Genomic DNA, 13368 nt, shown 5'->3' with positions numbered 1-13368 from the left:
CACCCACTGGTGGGGGAAGTTCATAAATTTTTTGAGGTAATGCAAACCTCATGTAGGAGCTGCCGAAGGCTGCGATCTTTTGATCTTGGTTTCTAAGATCAAGATCAAAAGATCGCAGCCTTCGGCAGCTCCTACAGGGGGAATATGTGAGTCAGGGGACGAGTTGGAAGGCCAGACGAACGGTGGTGCCCTCGCCTTCGCGGCTGTCGAGGGTCACGCCGCCGCCGAAGCGCTCCATGATGCGCTTGACCAGTACCAGGCCGACGCCCAGACCACCGGTTTTGGTGGTGAAAAACGGCCGGAAGGCCATGGTCCGTTGCTCTTCGTTCATGCCTTTACCGGTATCGCTGAGCACCACGCACACACCCCGGTCATCGCTGGGTTCAAGGCTGACGGTCAATGTGCCGCCCTTATCCATGGCCTCGAGGGCATTAGCCAGCAGGCTGTTGAGGATTTGTGTCAGTTGCACCGGTTGACTGAGCACCATCGGTGTATGTTGCGGATGAAACACTACCCTCACCCCGGCCCTGGCGATCTGTTGTTCGAACGCCACTAGGCTTTCGTGCAACGCCGCCACCAGGTTCACCGGTTCCGGATCATCGTTGAGCGGACGCAGTGACTGCAGCAGCTCGCGCACCCATTTCGACATGCGGTCGACCTGGCCGATGATGTCGTTGATGTTCTTCTGCGCCGGGCCGGCGTCGAACTCCAGCGCCAGTTCAGCGCTGGAACGGATGGTCGCCAGCGGATTGCGCAGACTGTGCGCCACGGCGGAAGACATCTCGCCCAGGGCGACAAAGGTTTCGTTGGCGATCAGTTGTTTTTGCTGGGCCGCGAGCAGAATCGCCGCGCGCCGCACGATCCAGTACAGGCCCAGATAAATCAGCCCGCCACCCAGTGCGGTGGCCAGCCAGATCAGAACCAATCCGCGCTCCATGCGGGCGATCAGATCCTTGGGCTCCTTGTAGATTTCGACCATTGCTGTGACGTTCTTGCCCTCGGCGTCAAACAGCGGAATGTAGTTCTCGATGAAGATGTAGTCCGGTGGCGTGATGAATTTCTGTTCTTCGCGGGCCTTGTCGACGTCGTGGTAGCTGGCGGATACCGGAATCTTTTCGTTGAAGGCACGATCGAGGTCTTCGTCAGCATGAATGCTGGTACCGATCAGAACCGGGTTGGTCGACCAGATCACCTGGCGGTCGGGCGCATAAATATTGGCGAGAATCACGTCCGGCAAGTGTTCGATGTGATCGAGAAATTCACCCCGAGCATCGGCCCGGGCTTGCGGACTGACGTCGGGAAAGTGCATGTCCTGACGCGGATCGAGCAATTCGCCCATGGTCCGCACATTGGGAATGGAAACGTGGCGCACCTCGGCCGAGGCGATCGCCTGAATGAACTGCGCGGTGAGCAAGGCATCGCGCTGCACGCTTTCATCAATGACAAAACGCGTCGAAACCGCACCAAGCGCGATGGCCACGGTACCAATCACCGCCATGCTGATCAGCGAAAACCAGCGCAGCAGGTTGAACGACTGCTTGCGCGAGCTCAAGCGCAGATTGCCCTCCTCGGCCGGTAGCGATTTCGACTGCATGTTCATGGCGGCGACTTCTCTATACGTCCCTATAGGGTTATAGCCCACGGGTGGGGGTTTGCCCGGTTGCGGGGATATCGCCCCGATAAGGCCGCCCAAACCTCCACAAATCCCTGTGGGAGCGAGCCTGCTCGCGAAGGCGGCAGGTCAGTCGACATTTTCGTCACAGGACGTCCGCATTCGCGAGCAGGCTCGCTCCCACAGGTTCTTCATCTGACAGACGTTCAATGTCATCCCCACCGTCCCCGATTCTGGGGAATGACGCCCTTTCCCCGCGGGCCAAAAACCTGACCCTTCTGCGCGTCAAGCCCTCTATCCCGGCCCTCTCCAGCCCATTCACCGCACCTTGGCATGGAAGGTGTACAGGCCCTGTGCAACTGACCCATCCCCAAGGGGCAGGTACTTTGATAGAGGGATTAACTCATGCACCCTTTACTGTCCAAAACCGCGACTGTCCTGGTCGTGAGCGCATTGGCCCAGGGCATCGCCCAGGCTGCTTTGTTTGCTGTTGATCCGGGTCCGTACACACCGGCCAACGGTGGTTTCGCCAGTTGGTATCAGGACTCCCACGGTCGCACCCTGGATCTGTGCCTGTCCAAAGCGCTCAGCTCCCGAGTACCCAGCGCCCCCGGCGCGCCGTCGTACATGTGCTCGCTGCTGCCGACCCCCGGCGTGTTCGATGACGCGCAACCGATTGTCTTCCCGACAAACTTTCCCGACGAAGCGTTCTGGTTCACCGGCGAAACGGCCCTCGTCGACGCCGCACGGGGTATTGATTTGGGCTACGTCAGCGCCATTGAGGCCGCGTTCGCTGCCGAGGAACCGGTTGAAGGCGATCAAGTCAGCTTCGCCCGAATCCGTATTCGCGTCGATGTACCGACCGCCGGCACCTATGTCATCACCCACCCGTATGGCGTCGACGTGTTCAACATCGACACCCCCGGGCGGCGCGCGATCAACATGACTCGCGACATTGGTATCGGCACGCCGAAAACCTATGACGGCGCGCTCAAGGGTGACATCGGCCCGTTCCTGCGCAGCGTCAACGGTCCCTACACCGAGACCAACCCGCTGACCGGTGCCGCCGAACAATTCGTCGGCGACCCGAACCTCAACGAGGCAGTCACCGGCAGCCCGTTCAACACTAACTACGTGCGCATCGAAGGCCCTAACGGCCTCGATCTGCGGACGAACGTGTTCGCCGTCTCCGGCAAGTTGTCGACGGTGGTCCGGCCTACGCCAATGATCACCCAGCGCAGCACTTACTCGCGTACAGCGGGAACCAGTGCGCCGGTCGCCCAGCAAGATGTGTTCGTTCTCGCGCCGCCAGCGCCGGGCACCGTCGCCGTAACCAGCAGCACCCCGGTGCTGAACATGACCGAAGCCAACAGCACCGGCAGCTGGTACGCGCAGTCCTCGGTCAACCCGACCTTGCCAACCACCTTGCAAGTGACCGCCGACAACCACCTGGCCATCGCCAGCAGCACGCCGACCACTCTGCCCATGACCCTGACCGACCTGGTGGTGATCCAGAGCGCACAATACAGCCTCAGCTCCGGACAACTGACCGTGGTCGCCTCGACCAGTGACGAAACCTCGCCGCCGGTACTCACCGCCACCTCCGGCAGCGGCGCCGCCATTGGTGCGCTGGGCGGCGACGGCGCGGTGAAAACCCTGGCCACCGGGATCTCGCCGATCCCACCGGCCAAGGTTCGGGTGACGTCGTCCAACGGCGGCAGCGATACCGAAGAAGTGGTCATCGTGCAATGAACGCTCACATGCCCAGATCCGCATCAGGAGGCATCATGAACAAGTGGCCACGCTTTGCGCTCAACGCGCTCGGGCTCGCTCTCTCGCTGACCGGCAGTGCCTACGCGCAACTCGCCGCCGTCGACCCCGGTCCCTACACCTTCGCCACCGGGAAATTCCCGATGTGGTATCAGGACGAAAATCAGCTATCGATGGAGCTCTGTCAGTCGCGTGCTGCCAGTTCGCGCGTTGCCGCGACCACGCCGCCGGCCTACATGTGCATTCTCTTGGCCGAGCCAGGCATCTACGACGACGCCCAGCCGATGATTTTCCCAGACAACTGGCCGCCGGAAGCCTTCTGGTTCCTGGCCGAAACCACGATTGCCGACAACGCTGCCGGTTATGGTGTGGACGCCTATGTCGCCGGGATCGAAGCGGCATTCGCCTCGGAAAATCCCGCGGACGGTGATCAGCAAAGCTTTGCGCGGATTCGCATCCGGGTGAACGTACCCGTTGCCGGCACCTACACCATCACGCACCCGTATGGCGTCGAGACGGTCAATGTCACCGCACCCGGACGCCGCGCGATCAACATCACCCGCGACATCGGCATCGGCGCACCGGGCAATTTCACCGGTGCCGTCAATGGCGCTATCGGACCGTTCCTGCGCAGCGTCAACGGTCCGTACACCGAAGTGAACCCGGACACCGGCGCCACGGAAACTTTCGTCGGCGACCCGAACCTCAACGAAGCGGTGACCGGCAGCCCGTTCAACACCAACTTCCTGCGCATCACCGGGCCGGCCGGGACGATCCAGTCGAACGTGTTCAGCCTGTCCGGCAAAGTACTCGACAACCGTCAGCAGACGCAGGTGGAAATCGACCGCGCCACCTATCGCCGCACCGCCGCCGGCGTGCGTGCCGAAGTGTTTGCCAAGGCCAGTAACAGCTCGACCCTGTGCTTCCGTGAAACCGTGGCGCTGCTGCCCGGCCCACCGCCAACGCCGTGCCAGACCAGTCTGTTGGGTGACAACAATGGTCTGTTCTTCGGCCACCGACTGGGCACAGGCGCGGTACCTCCGGTAGTCGTCGTGACCGCCACCAACCCCGCCGGCACTACGCGTCCGACGGCCGTGTCGGCCAAGCTCACCGACGTGGTGAAAGTGCAGACCGCGCGCTACAACTGGGCCAACCACAGCCTGCTGATCGAGGCTACCTCGAGCGATGAAGTGGCGATCCCCGACATGGTTGCCCAAGGCTACGGGCGTCTGTCGAAAACCGGCACTCTGCAGCGCATCACCGTCGCCGACCTGACTCAGCCACCCGCTACCGTGACGGTGAAATCTGCCGCTGGCGGTGGTGACACCGAAGCGGTCGTCGTGGTCGGCAGCGCGCCGGACACGGGTGAAAACCAAGCGCCGATCACCAACGCCGACAGCGGCAGCACCAGCTTCGGCGTGCCGATCACCCTCAGTCTGTTGACCAACGACAGCGATCCTGATGGCAACAACCCGCTGGGCATCACCGCGTTGACTCAACCGGCCGCCGGCCAAGGCAGCGTCGCGCTCAACGGCACCACTTCAGTGGTCTACACCCCGCCAGCGGTAGTCAACGCGCCACTGACCACCACCTTCACCTACAAAGCGCAGGACGCCAAAGGCCTGGCCTCGGCCAACCCGGCCACCGTAACCATCACCGTCGCACCGAACCAGGCACCGACCGCCGTCGCCGACAGCGTCGCCACACTGGGCGTAGCGATTCCAATCAACGTGCTGGCCAACGATACCGATCCGGAAGGCAACGTGCCGCTGGCCGTCAACAGTCTGACCCAACCCGCCGCCGGACGCGGCACGGTCAGCACTGACGGCACGGTGATCACCTACACCCCACCGGCCACCGTGACCACGGCATTCACCACGACCTTCACCTACATCGCCCGGGACGCCTTCGGTGCCCTGTCGACGCCGGCCACAGTCACCGTGCAAGTCTCGCCACGGCCAGCGGCAGAAACGTTCGCCGTCACCGCGTCGACGGTGCAGGCACGCTCCGGCGGACGCTTCAACTGGGACTTCACCGGCACCTCGTCAGTGACCACTGGCAACACCATCACCGTGCAGGTCACCACCCCTTCCGGGCTGGTCACCCTTGGCACCACCACGGTGCCGTTGACCGGACGCTGGCGGCTGACGCTGAACAACACGCTGGTGGTGCCATCGGCCAACCCGACCGCGACGATCCGCTCCTCCCAGGGCACCGTGCGCACGGTCTCGGTGACCACGCTGTAGGCCTGCGCCCCAGCCACTTGCAGGTGGCTGGGGCGTGCTTCGCAACCGGATAACGCCACACAGGATTTTCGCCATGAACACGCCGACCGCCGCCCTGCTTTGCCTGCTTCTGCTGTGCAGCAATGCAGGTGTGCGCGCCGACGACCTGATGGAAAACGATGACCTGGCACCAACCAGCAGCGACCTCGGCGAACTGCCCCCACCGGTGGGTCAGCAAGCCCTGATCGACCAGCTCGGCCAGGCCAACGTCGCCCTGCTGCAACAGAACGGTCAGTCGCTGCTCGGGCAGATCGTGCAGTCGGGCAGCAATCAGGAGGCGTACATCCTGCAACAGGGCAGCGACCTGATGGCGCTGATCAACCAGAACGGTTCCGGCAACGCCGCCTCCATTACCCAAAACGGCAGCCATAACCGCGCGCAGATTTCGCAAAACGGCAACAACAACGACGCCAGCATCGAGCAGGCCGGCGCGGGGCTGCAAAGCGCCGTGACCCAGTCGGGCAACGGCATGAGCGTTTCGGTCAAGCAATATCGCTAAGCACTGCCAATCATCGGAGAGTTCATCATGTTCAAACTGACGCCCCTCACCGCCGCCATCCTGGTCATGATCAGTGCCCAGGCCATGGCCGACGACAGCCTGTCCAACCAAAGCCAGGTCGGTACCGCCAACATCGCCGACGTGAAACAGACCCAGGCCCCGTTCAGCACCGCCACCCAAACCCAGCTGGGCCAAGGCAACGACGCCGCCGCCGTGCAAGATCACGCCACCAGCGTGATCACCCAGGACGCAGTCGGCGATTACAACGCGGCTTACGCGGAACAACTTTACGAAAACAACGCCACCATCACCCAGCAACAAGTCGGCGCCTTCAACACCGCCCACGCCAGCCAGTCGCTGGGCTTCGGCTCACCGAACAACGCGCTGCAACAGCAGCAAGGCACCGGCAACTTCTCGTTCATCTATCAGGATTCACAGAACGGCAGCGAAGGCAAAACCTTCCAGTTCGGCGACAGCAACGAAGCCAACATCGAGCAACTTTATGAAGGCAGCGGCAACAGTTCAGTGATTACCCAATACGGCACGGCCAACTACGGCACCGCCGAACAAGTGCTGCACAACGGCGGCCAGATCGGCATCAACCAGGCCGGCGAAGGCAACTACGCCTACGGCGACCAGCGCAACGGCACTGGTGGCAACATCACCATCAACCAGTTCGGTAACCTCAACGGCACTGAAATCTGGCAGGACGCGCAACTGGCCAGCCAAGCCACCGTCAACCAGTACGGCGACAGCAACGAAACCGTGGTCGACCAAAGCTTCGGCGAAAACAACACCGCCGCCGTCACCCAGGTCGGGAATACAAACGCCATCTACGCCGACCAATTCGAATCGGTCAACTCGACACTGGCGTTGTATCAGGTCGGTAACGGCAACGTGCACTTCACCTACCAGAACGGCGACAGCCACGTGCTCAGCGCCACCTCCGTGGGCAACGACAACAAGGTCTACGCCAGCAACTGGAAAGGCCCGCAATCCGGCGGCCAGTTCGGCAGCGGCCAACGCGCGACAGTTACTCAGGCGGGCAATGGCAACATCGCCAGCTTCACTCAGGATGGCGTTGGGCAAGTCATGACCACGCATCAAACCGGGACTGGCAACAAGACCACGGTCAGTCAGGCTGAGTCGTATAACGAGCTGTATTTTGATCAGAATGGTAGCGACAACATTTTGATTTCCGATCAGCGCGGCACTGGCAACCTGGTGCAGGGTTCTTCGAATGGCACGGGCAACAGCGCTGAGTTTGATCAGTCTGGCTCGGGGAACCAGGCGTATACCGCGCAGTTGTATGGCAGCGACAACATGATCACTGTTAAACAGGCGGATACGATGAACGTGGCGTATGTGACCCAGGGCGGCACGGGGAACATTGCCAATGTCGATCAGAGCGGGGTCACGCAGACGGCGAATATTCAGCAGTTCGGGTCGGCTAACCAGGCGACGGTTTTGCAGCAGTAGGGGTTGGGTGTTGATGGGCCGCGATTCTCTGGTGAGGGGGGTCGCGGTTTTTTTTGCGCTGACGTTTGAGTTGCGTCCTACGGAAAACGGAACGTTTTCAGAAATTCGGGGAGTTTTCTGACAAGTTCTGGCGGTTGGCCGTCGGAAGTGTAGGCTCTAGGATTTGCCGGGACAACTTGATCCTAATGGAGCTTGGCCTACATGCAATTCATCCAGACAGCGACGACAGCGATGCCGTTAACGAATAGACTTCGAGGCACCAAACCCGGAGGCTCTATGATCGACCCGTCCTTGATCGACCCACTGTGCCCGGTTGTTTCGGATCTTGATCCCGAGGAGCAGGCTGCGAGTTATGACCGTTGGTTTCGGGCCGAAGTACAGGCCTCTCTCGATGATCCGCGTCCGAGTATTCCCCATGAGCAAGTGATGGAGGAAATCAATGCCTTGATGGAATCAATGCGCAAAAGCGCTGATGCAGATTAAGTGGCGACCCAAGGCTCGGGTCGAACTCTCGAAAATCCTGAAGTACATTGGCGAGCGAAATTTTGTAGCGGCGACTGCACTTCACAAGTGCGTCGTAAAAACTACATCTGCGCTTTGTTGGCATCCACACCTGTATCGCAAAGGCCGCTCTCCCGGCACTCGAGAGATTGTGGTGAGCCCGAACTATCTCGTCGTTTATCAAGTGGCGGACCAAATTGAGATTGTGAGCATCTTGCATGCGCGTCAGGAGTACCCTCGACGCGACCCCGGTTAAGATCGCTTCCTCGTCTCAACACAAGAAACCGTGCTTCCCGTGGAGGTACGGTTTTTTTGATCGTTCCCACGCTCTGCGTGGGAATGCCTCTCGGGACGCTCCGCGTTCCAACTCGCGAATTTGACGCAGAGCGTCAGGGGCTGCATTCCTTTGCTGCGCGCGGGAACGATCAATCAGCCATCCTTCAGCTCGACGTGATCGAGAGCTTGATTCACCGCCAGTTCGCCCAGCATGACGACTTGTGCGATACCCAGTGCAGTCTTGCGGTGTGAGGTTTCCAGCGAGGCGGCGAAGTTGATGAGCATTTCGCTGGCCGAGCCTAGGGTTTCGCTGGCGTTGGCGAACAGGGATTCGGTGTTGTACCTGGGGTTGGCGAGGTACATGGGTTCCGGCTCGTTGGCGCTGGACATGATGTGGGCGGTTGGGTTGAGGTAGAAATCGAGGGCGCGGTCGGCGGCTTCGTGGAGTTTTTTGCTGTCGACTGAGGCGTAGGGGGATGTGGTGTTGGTGTCTGGTTCTGGGGGGTTGGGTGTTGGTTTTTTCATGGTGATTCTCTCTCATTGATAGTTGCAGCTGGCCCATTCGACTTCCAGGAAAAATGGGTGGCAGCTGTACGCAGGCTGGAAATCCGGGAGAGAGCAACCCGGCAGACACGAATGTCTCCCGCGCACAACCGCCATAACAGAGTGCACACAATGAAAGTGCGCAAGCATACGTTATGAAAGGCGTATCTGCTCTCTCGTGTCTTCGGGTTTCCATGCCCGGTCGCTGAATTGGCAGCGACGAACACAGGCTAGAGACAGGACGTCCGACGGACAACCTGAAAACCTTGTGGGAAGGTTCCGCTGATTCAGACACTTCTTTAAACACACTTCAGATCGCAGCCCTCACCCTAGCCCTCTCCCGGAGGGAGAAGGAACTGACCGTGGTGTTTGGTAGATGTACGCCGACGTGCAATACCGAGCTGAACTCAGATTTTGAAGCGTTGAAGCAAGAGCCCCTCACCCTAGCCCTCTCCCGGAGGGAGAGGGGACTGACCGTGGTGTTTGGTAGATATACGCCGACGTGCAATACCGAGCTGAATTCAGGTTTTGAAGCGTTGAAGCAAGAGCCCCTCACCCTAGCCCTCTCCCGGGGGGAGAGGGAACTGACCGAGGTGTTTGGGTGAGGTACGCCGACGTGAAATACCGAGCTGAACTCTGATTTTGAAGCGTTGAAGCAAGAGCCCCTCACCCTAGCCCTCTCCCGGAGGGAGAGGGGACTGACCGTGGTGTTTGGTAGAGGTACGCCGACGTGAAATACCGAGCTGAATTCAGGTTTTGAAGCGTTGAAGCAAGAGCCCCTCACCCTAGCCCTCTCCCGGAGGGAGAGGGAACTGACCGAGTGGTTTGGTAGAGGTACGCCGACGTGCGATACCGCGTTGAACTCAGATTTTGAAAGGCCCAAAAATCGGCTCCCTCTCCCTCGGGAGAGGGCTGGGGTGAGGGGCAAGAGCACCACAAACCCAAAGCCGACCACGCCCCGCTCTTCACCACTCAATAGGCCGAGTGCCAGCTCGCCTGCTCTTGATCTTGATCCACGGGCGACGTCGGAAGGCTGATTGGAGGGATTGATCCGGGCGTGGGAGCGCAGCGACCGTTTGGCGCAGCCAAACACAGCGAGAGGAGGTGCAGCGAAGCAAACCGTAGGCGCTGCGCCCGGATCGATCCCGCAGCGAAGGAACCCCGAGCCCCAGCGAGCGGGCCGCACGCAGGAGCAAGCCTTTTGGGTAACCTTTTCGGCGTTTGGAAAAGGTGACCCGCCGTAAGGGCGGAACCCTAAGCAGCCGTTACCGCAGCAACGGATATGCACCCGCCCAACCAGAACCTGGTCGGCCCGAAGGCCGCCACGTTCACTCCGCCTCCGGATCAATCTTGTTCTGGCTCAAATACCGATTCAACACATCATCCTGCCCAGGCACAGAAGCGTCCCCCGCCACCTGCCACAACCGCCGCTCAATCCCCTGCGCCACCATATGCCCCACCGCCGCCTCAATCGCCGACAACACACAAAGCTGCGCCGGCTCATTTGTCGTATACCCAACCTCAGCCTCAAGCAACTTCTTGAACTCGATAAACTTGAAAATCCCCGCACTGCGCGCCACCGAATAAATCGTCTTGCTGGTCATCACATTCGCCAACACCTGCCCGCTACGCACATCCACCGCACGCAAATTCACGGTCACCTGATCCACCCGATACTCACGCTGCAAATCGATCCCCAGATACCGCGCCCCTTCCCCACCGCTACGCACATTGGTGTCATACGCGATGATCCCGCCCTCGAGCATCATGTTCGCCGCCTGCAACGGTGGCAGCTCACCCTGAATATTCACCGGCGTATTCGGCTTCTTCTGCGACGCGCGAATGATCTTGCGCTCGGTCAACAGGTTCTGCAGCCCTTCCCGCTCAAGCACGACAAACCAGCCACTGGCCTGCATCGCGTCCATCAACATCGACGCCGCGCCCTGGGTCACGCTGGTGGAAAACGAACTCGCCGGCGTCGGCTTGTACTGCCCGGTCTGGTCACGGAAACCGTACACCACCGCCATCAACCGCCCCTTGGGCCGCGGCATCTTCAGCAAGTCGTAATAAGTCGAGGCCCTGGGGGTCAGGGTCGGGGTTTCGGTGTCCTGCTCGGCCGACATCGGCTCACGCAGACTGCACCCTTGTAATGTCGCCAACAGCAGCCCTAACGCGATGATCTTTTTCATGTCCGTTCTCCCCGGAACCGTCAGCCCGTCACGGGTTGAGGCCGTTCACCTGAATTTCCGAAACCTCACCGGTCGCTCGATCGGTCACTTCAATGCTCAGTGCCCCGGAGTCGTCGATGACGTTGACGATAAAAGAGTCAGTGGACAGGCTCCCCGTGTTGCCGGTGGAGATGTTGTCCAGCAACTGCCCTAGCAGCCGCGATTGCAATTGACTGGTGAAGCGCTCCAGCGCCGAGGTGCCGGCCACCGCCGAACGGCTCTGGATGTCCGGATCGTCGTGATCGTTTTGCGCCTGGGCGTTGTTGAGCAACCAGGTGCCGTTGAGCGGGTTGCCGCCGAACGACGGGTTGACCGGCGTGTAGACCAGTTCAGTGGCCTGGACAGCGGCAGCGCTGGCGAGCCCGATCAACAACCCCGAGATCCAGAATCCGCTGCGCCGTGAGAACGTTGTGCTGTTCATAGTTCGTCCTTCTCAAGGTCGGTGGTGTCCTGCAACAGAGCCTCCAGCTTGCGCTGGACAACCTGGCGTCGAACCCAGTCGGCGGCCGCGTAGGCCTCGTCCTTCAGTTCCACGGTGTTCGGCGGCAGGAAGCGCCGATAAACCAGGCGTTGCTGATATTCCACGGTCACCAGGCTGCCCCAGCGCGCGTCGGGCCGCTCGCGCACCACCAGGTTGAAATCCATCCGGCTGGTGTCACGCAGGCGTTCACTGAACGAGTAGTAAAAGTCGTGGCCGATGTGCGAGATCGTGTCGTCGACAATGAAGCCCATCATTTCGTCTTCTTCACCGGCCTGGACGCAGCCCGCCACCACGGTGAGGACCAACGCGCACCACCATTGGCGAGTCATGGCTGCAACGCCTGTGGCAGATTCGACTGGCCTTTGGCCGGGCCATTGGTGCCCTCAAGAAAGGCTTTTTCAGCGACGAACTGCCAATCCGAATAACGCTGCATGCCGTCGAAATCCGACCACTGCGTCGGGAAGCCCGATTGCTTCAAAGGCAGCTCGGCCGAAGGGCTGTTGAGGCCGGTGATGCGTCCGTCGAAACCGCGTTGCAGCGCCCATTCGCCCTGACCGATCGGGTCCGGATAGAGCTGACGCAGGTGATGCTTGGCCTCGGGAAAGCGCTGATCTTCAAGCAGGTCCGCCAGTTCTTTCGGGTACTGCGCCAGCCCCGGCGAACTGCGGTAATAGCTGCGCAGCGCCTGGGCGTACTGAGTGCCGACCCAGAGCAACTGGCGTTCACGGTCACGGCGCGAAGCGGTCGACCACAACTCACCGGCACTGGCCAGGCCCATGCCCATCACTACGATGAGGAACAGCACGCCGAGGTAGGTGAAACCACCCTGCTGCGCGCGGTTACCACTCGGAAAACTGGCTGCCATCACGCGCCCTCCCGGTAGCACCGCTCTTGATATCGGCCACACCACCGGCAACCCCGTCCGGTGGCGCGATCAGCACCCACTGGTCTTTGCGCTCGGTGATCGGATCAAGTGGCGCATTGCGCAGGTAACGTTGTTCGATCAGTTGCTCGATGGAATCCGGATAGCGCCCGGTGTCACCGTAAAAGTGATCCAGCGCCTCGCGCATCGCCGACAGGCTCTGGCGCAGGGTGGTTTCCTTAGACGCTTCAAGACTGTTGAAGTAGCGCGGCAGCGCGATGGTCATCAGCGTGGCGATGATCGCCATCACCACCATCAGCTCCAGCAAGGTAAAACCTTTTTCCCGGCGCATGAGGTTCACCACTCGCGGTAGGCGATGCCGTTGAGGCCCTTGCCCCGGGCGTGGGAGTAGACGTCGAACACGTCCTCGCCATCGCGCGGGTTCTGAGCCGAACTGTTGTAGGCGCGCACGCCCCAACCCCCTTCGTCATCACGTTTGGCCGGCACCAGCGGATCGCGCGGGATGCGGCGTAAAAAGTAGAACTTGGCGCCCTTGGCGCTGCGCACATCGCGCACGCCTTCGACCAGTACTTGCAGGTTCGGCGGGTAGCCGCTGCTGTTCAGCGACTTCTCGATATAGCCGGCATCGAAGGCACGCTTGTAGGCGTCGATGCCATCGCGAATCTGGTACAGCGCGTTGCGCAATTCCTGCTCCTTGCCACGCCGCACCAGGGTCTCGGTCAGTGGCGCGGCCATGCTCGCCAACAGACCGATCAGGGACAGCGTCACCACGACTTCGATCAGGCTGAAACCGCGTTGGGAGGCGTTCATG

15 protein-coding genes are annotated in these 13368 nt (G+C 60.8%); 6 read left to right on the top strand and 9 right to left on the bottom strand.

What is annotated here, in order from left to right; genetic code table 11:
* Nucleotides 1–151 precede the first annotated feature (151 nt).
* The gene (locus tag AB4N44_RS27920) at nt 152–1600 is read right to left on the bottom strand and encodes an ATP-binding protein (RefSeq protein ID WP_460111163.1); all 1449 of its coding nucleotides are present in this window, start codon (nt 1598–1600) and stop codon (nt 152–154) included.
* 417 nt (nt 1601–2017) lie between these two features.
* Here AB4N44_RS27920 and AB4N44_RS27915 point away from each other — a divergent pair, with 417 nt between their 5' ends.
* The 6 genes from AB4N44_RS27915 (at nt 2018) to AB4N44_RS27890 (ending at nt 8402) form a co-directional block, all read left to right on the top strand.
* Nucleotides 2018–3364 (top strand): hypothetical protein, encoded by a 1347-nt coding sequence (locus tag AB4N44_RS27915; RefSeq protein ID WP_038364907.1) that lies wholly within the window; start codon nt 2018–2020, stop codon nt 3362–3364.
* Between the two features lie 35 nt (nt 3365–3399).
* Nucleotides 3400–5628 carry an Ig-like domain-containing protein gene (locus AB4N44_RS27910; protein ID WP_460111166.1) on the top strand — a complete coding sequence of 743 codons (2229 nt, stop codon included), beginning with the start codon at nt 3400–3402 and terminating at the stop codon, nt 5626–5628.
* A 73-nt stretch (nt 5629–5701) separates the two neighbouring features.
* Complete coding sequence (locus AB4N44_RS27905; protein ID WP_455805009.1) at nt 5702–6166, top strand: curlin; 465 nt, start codon at nt 5702–5704, stop codon at nt 6164–6166.
* A 27-nt stretch (nt 6167–6193) separates the two neighbouring features.
* Complete coding sequence (locus tag AB4N44_RS27900; RefSeq protein ID WP_160039239.1) at nt 6194–7645, top strand: curlin; 1452 nt, start codon at nt 6194–6196, stop codon at nt 7643–7645.
* 276 nt (nt 7646–7921) lie between these two features.
* Nucleotides 7922–8128, top strand: coding sequence for a type II toxin-antitoxin system RelB family antitoxin (gene relB, locus AB4N44_RS27895; RefSeq protein WP_034152589.1), 207 nt, complete (start codon nt 7922–7924; stop codon nt 8126–8128).
* Entirely contained in the window at nt 8118–8402 is a 285-nt protein-coding gene (locus AB4N44_RS27890) for a type II toxin-antitoxin system RelE/ParE family toxin (protein ID WP_460111171.1), read from the top strand. The genes relB and AB4N44_RS27890 overlap by 11 nt, the downstream gene beginning before the upstream one ends.
* 173 nt (nt 8403–8575) lie before the next feature.
* Here the strand turns inward: AB4N44_RS27890 and AB4N44_RS27885 are convergent, their stop codons facing one another.
* The 8 genes from AB4N44_RS27885 to AB4N44_RS27850 form a co-directional block, all read right to left on the bottom strand.
* The gene (locus tag AB4N44_RS27885; RefSeq protein WP_460111173.1) at nt 8576–8947 is read right to left on the bottom strand and encodes a DUF6124 family protein; all 372 of its coding nucleotides are present in this window, start codon (nt 8945–8947) and stop codon (nt 8576–8578) included.
* Nucleotides 8948–9275: 328 nt separating this feature from the next.
* Complete coding sequence (locus AB4N44_RS27880) at nt 9276–9848, bottom strand: hypothetical protein (RefSeq protein ID WP_460111175.1); 573 nt, start codon at nt 9846–9848, stop codon at nt 9276–9278.
* A 445-nt stretch (nt 9849–10293) separates the two neighbouring features.
* Entirely contained in the window at nt 10294–11154 is an 861-nt protein-coding gene (locus AB4N44_RS27875) for a CsgG/HfaB family protein (RefSeq protein ID WP_038364894.1), read from the bottom strand.
* 28 nt (nt 11155–11182) lie between these two features.
* On the bottom strand, nt 11183–11614 hold the full coding sequence (locus AB4N44_RS27870) for a curli assembly protein CsgF (protein WP_095047567.1): 432 nt from the start codon (nt 11612–11614) through the stop codon (nt 11183–11185).
* Nucleotides 11611–12003, bottom strand: coding sequence for a curli production assembly/transport protein CsgE (csgE, locus tag AB4N44_RS27865; protein WP_160039237.1), 393 nt, complete (start codon nt 12001–12003; stop codon nt 11611–11613). Before csgE ends, AB4N44_RS27870 begins: the two co-directional genes overlap by 4 nt.
* Nucleotides 12000–12539 carry a type II secretion system protein gene (locus AB4N44_RS27860; protein ID WP_460111178.1) on the bottom strand — a complete coding sequence of 180 codons (540 nt, stop codon included), beginning with the start codon at nt 12537–12539 and terminating at the stop codon, nt 12000–12002. The genes csgE and AB4N44_RS27860 overlap by 4 nt, the downstream gene beginning before the upstream one ends.
* The gene (locus AB4N44_RS27855; protein WP_095047570.1) at nt 12514–12888 is read right to left on the bottom strand and encodes a type II secretion system protein; all 375 of its coding nucleotides are present in this window, start codon (nt 12886–12888) and stop codon (nt 12514–12516) included. The genes AB4N44_RS27860 and AB4N44_RS27855 overlap by 26 nt, the downstream gene beginning before the upstream one ends.
* 5 nt (nt 12889–12893) lie before the next feature.
* Nucleotides 12894–13367: a type II secretion system protein gene (locus AB4N44_RS27850; protein ID WP_460158143.1), complete on the bottom strand. Its 474-nt coding sequence runs from the start codon at nt 13365–13367 to the stop codon at nt 12894–12896.
* Between the last annotated feature and the right edge of the window lies 1 nt (nt 13368).

It is taken from the genome of Pseudomonas sp. S3_C06 (assembly GCF_054667675.1).
The sequence above is the reverse complement of the archived record's forward strand: the minus strand, read 5'-3'. Positions and strand labels throughout refer to the sequence as shown.

Excerpts from the sequence above, each read along its gene's own strand:
- csgE (WP_160039237.1), bottom strand. The coding sequence starts at position 12,003 with ATGACTCGCCAATGGTGGTGCGCGTTGGTCCTCACCGTGGTGGCGGGC.
- AB4N44_RS27875 (WP_038364894.1), bottom strand. The coding sequence starts at position 11,154 with ATGAAAAAGATCATCGCGTTAGGGCTGCTGTTGGCGACATTACAAGGG.
- AB4N44_RS27915 (WP_038364907.1), top strand. The coding sequence starts at position 2,018 with ATGCACCCTTTACTGTCCAAAACCGCGACTGTCCTGGTCGTGAGCGCA.
- AB4N44_RS27905 (WP_455805009.1), top strand. The coding sequence starts at position 5,702 with ATGAACACGCCGACCGCCGCCCTGCTTTGCCTGCTTCTGCTGTGCAGC.
- AB4N44_RS27900 (WP_160039239.1), top strand. The coding sequence starts at position 6,194 with ATGTTCAAACTGACGCCCCTCACCGCCGCCATCCTGGTCATGATCAGT.
- AB4N44_RS27860 (WP_460111178.1), bottom strand. The coding sequence starts at position 12,539 with ATGGCAGCCAGTTTTCCGAGTGGTAACCGCGCGCAGCAGGGTGGTTTC.
- AB4N44_RS27850 (WP_460158143.1), bottom strand. The coding sequence starts at position 13,367 with ATGAACGCCTCCCAACGCGGTTTCAGCCTGATCGAAGTCGTGGTGACG.
- AB4N44_RS27920 (WP_460111163.1), bottom strand. The coding sequence starts at position 1,600 with ATGAACATGCAGTCGAAATCGCTACCGGCCGAGGAGGGCAATCTGCGC.
- AB4N44_RS27855 (WP_095047570.1), bottom strand. The coding sequence starts at position 12,888 with ATGCGCCGGGAAAAAGGTTTTACCTTGCTGGAGCTGATGGTGGTGATG.
- relB (WP_034152589.1), top strand. The coding sequence starts at position 7,922 with ATGATCGACCCGTCCTTGATCGACCCACTGTGCCCGGTTGTTTCGGAT.
- AB4N44_RS27870 (WP_095047567.1), bottom strand. The coding sequence starts at position 11,614 with ATGAACAGCACAACGTTCTCACGGCGCAGCGGATTCTGGATCTCGGGG.
- AB4N44_RS27885 (WP_460111173.1), bottom strand. The coding sequence starts at position 8,947 with ATGAAAAAACCAACACCCAACCCCCCAGAACCAGACACCAACACCACA.
- AB4N44_RS27910 (WP_460111166.1), top strand. The coding sequence starts at position 3,400 with ATGAACAAGTGGCCACGCTTTGCGCTCAACGCGCTCGGGCTCGCTCTC.
- AB4N44_RS27890 (WP_460111171.1), top strand. The coding sequence starts at position 8,118 with ATGCAGATTAAGTGGCGACCCAAGGCTCGGGTCGAACTCTCGAAAATC.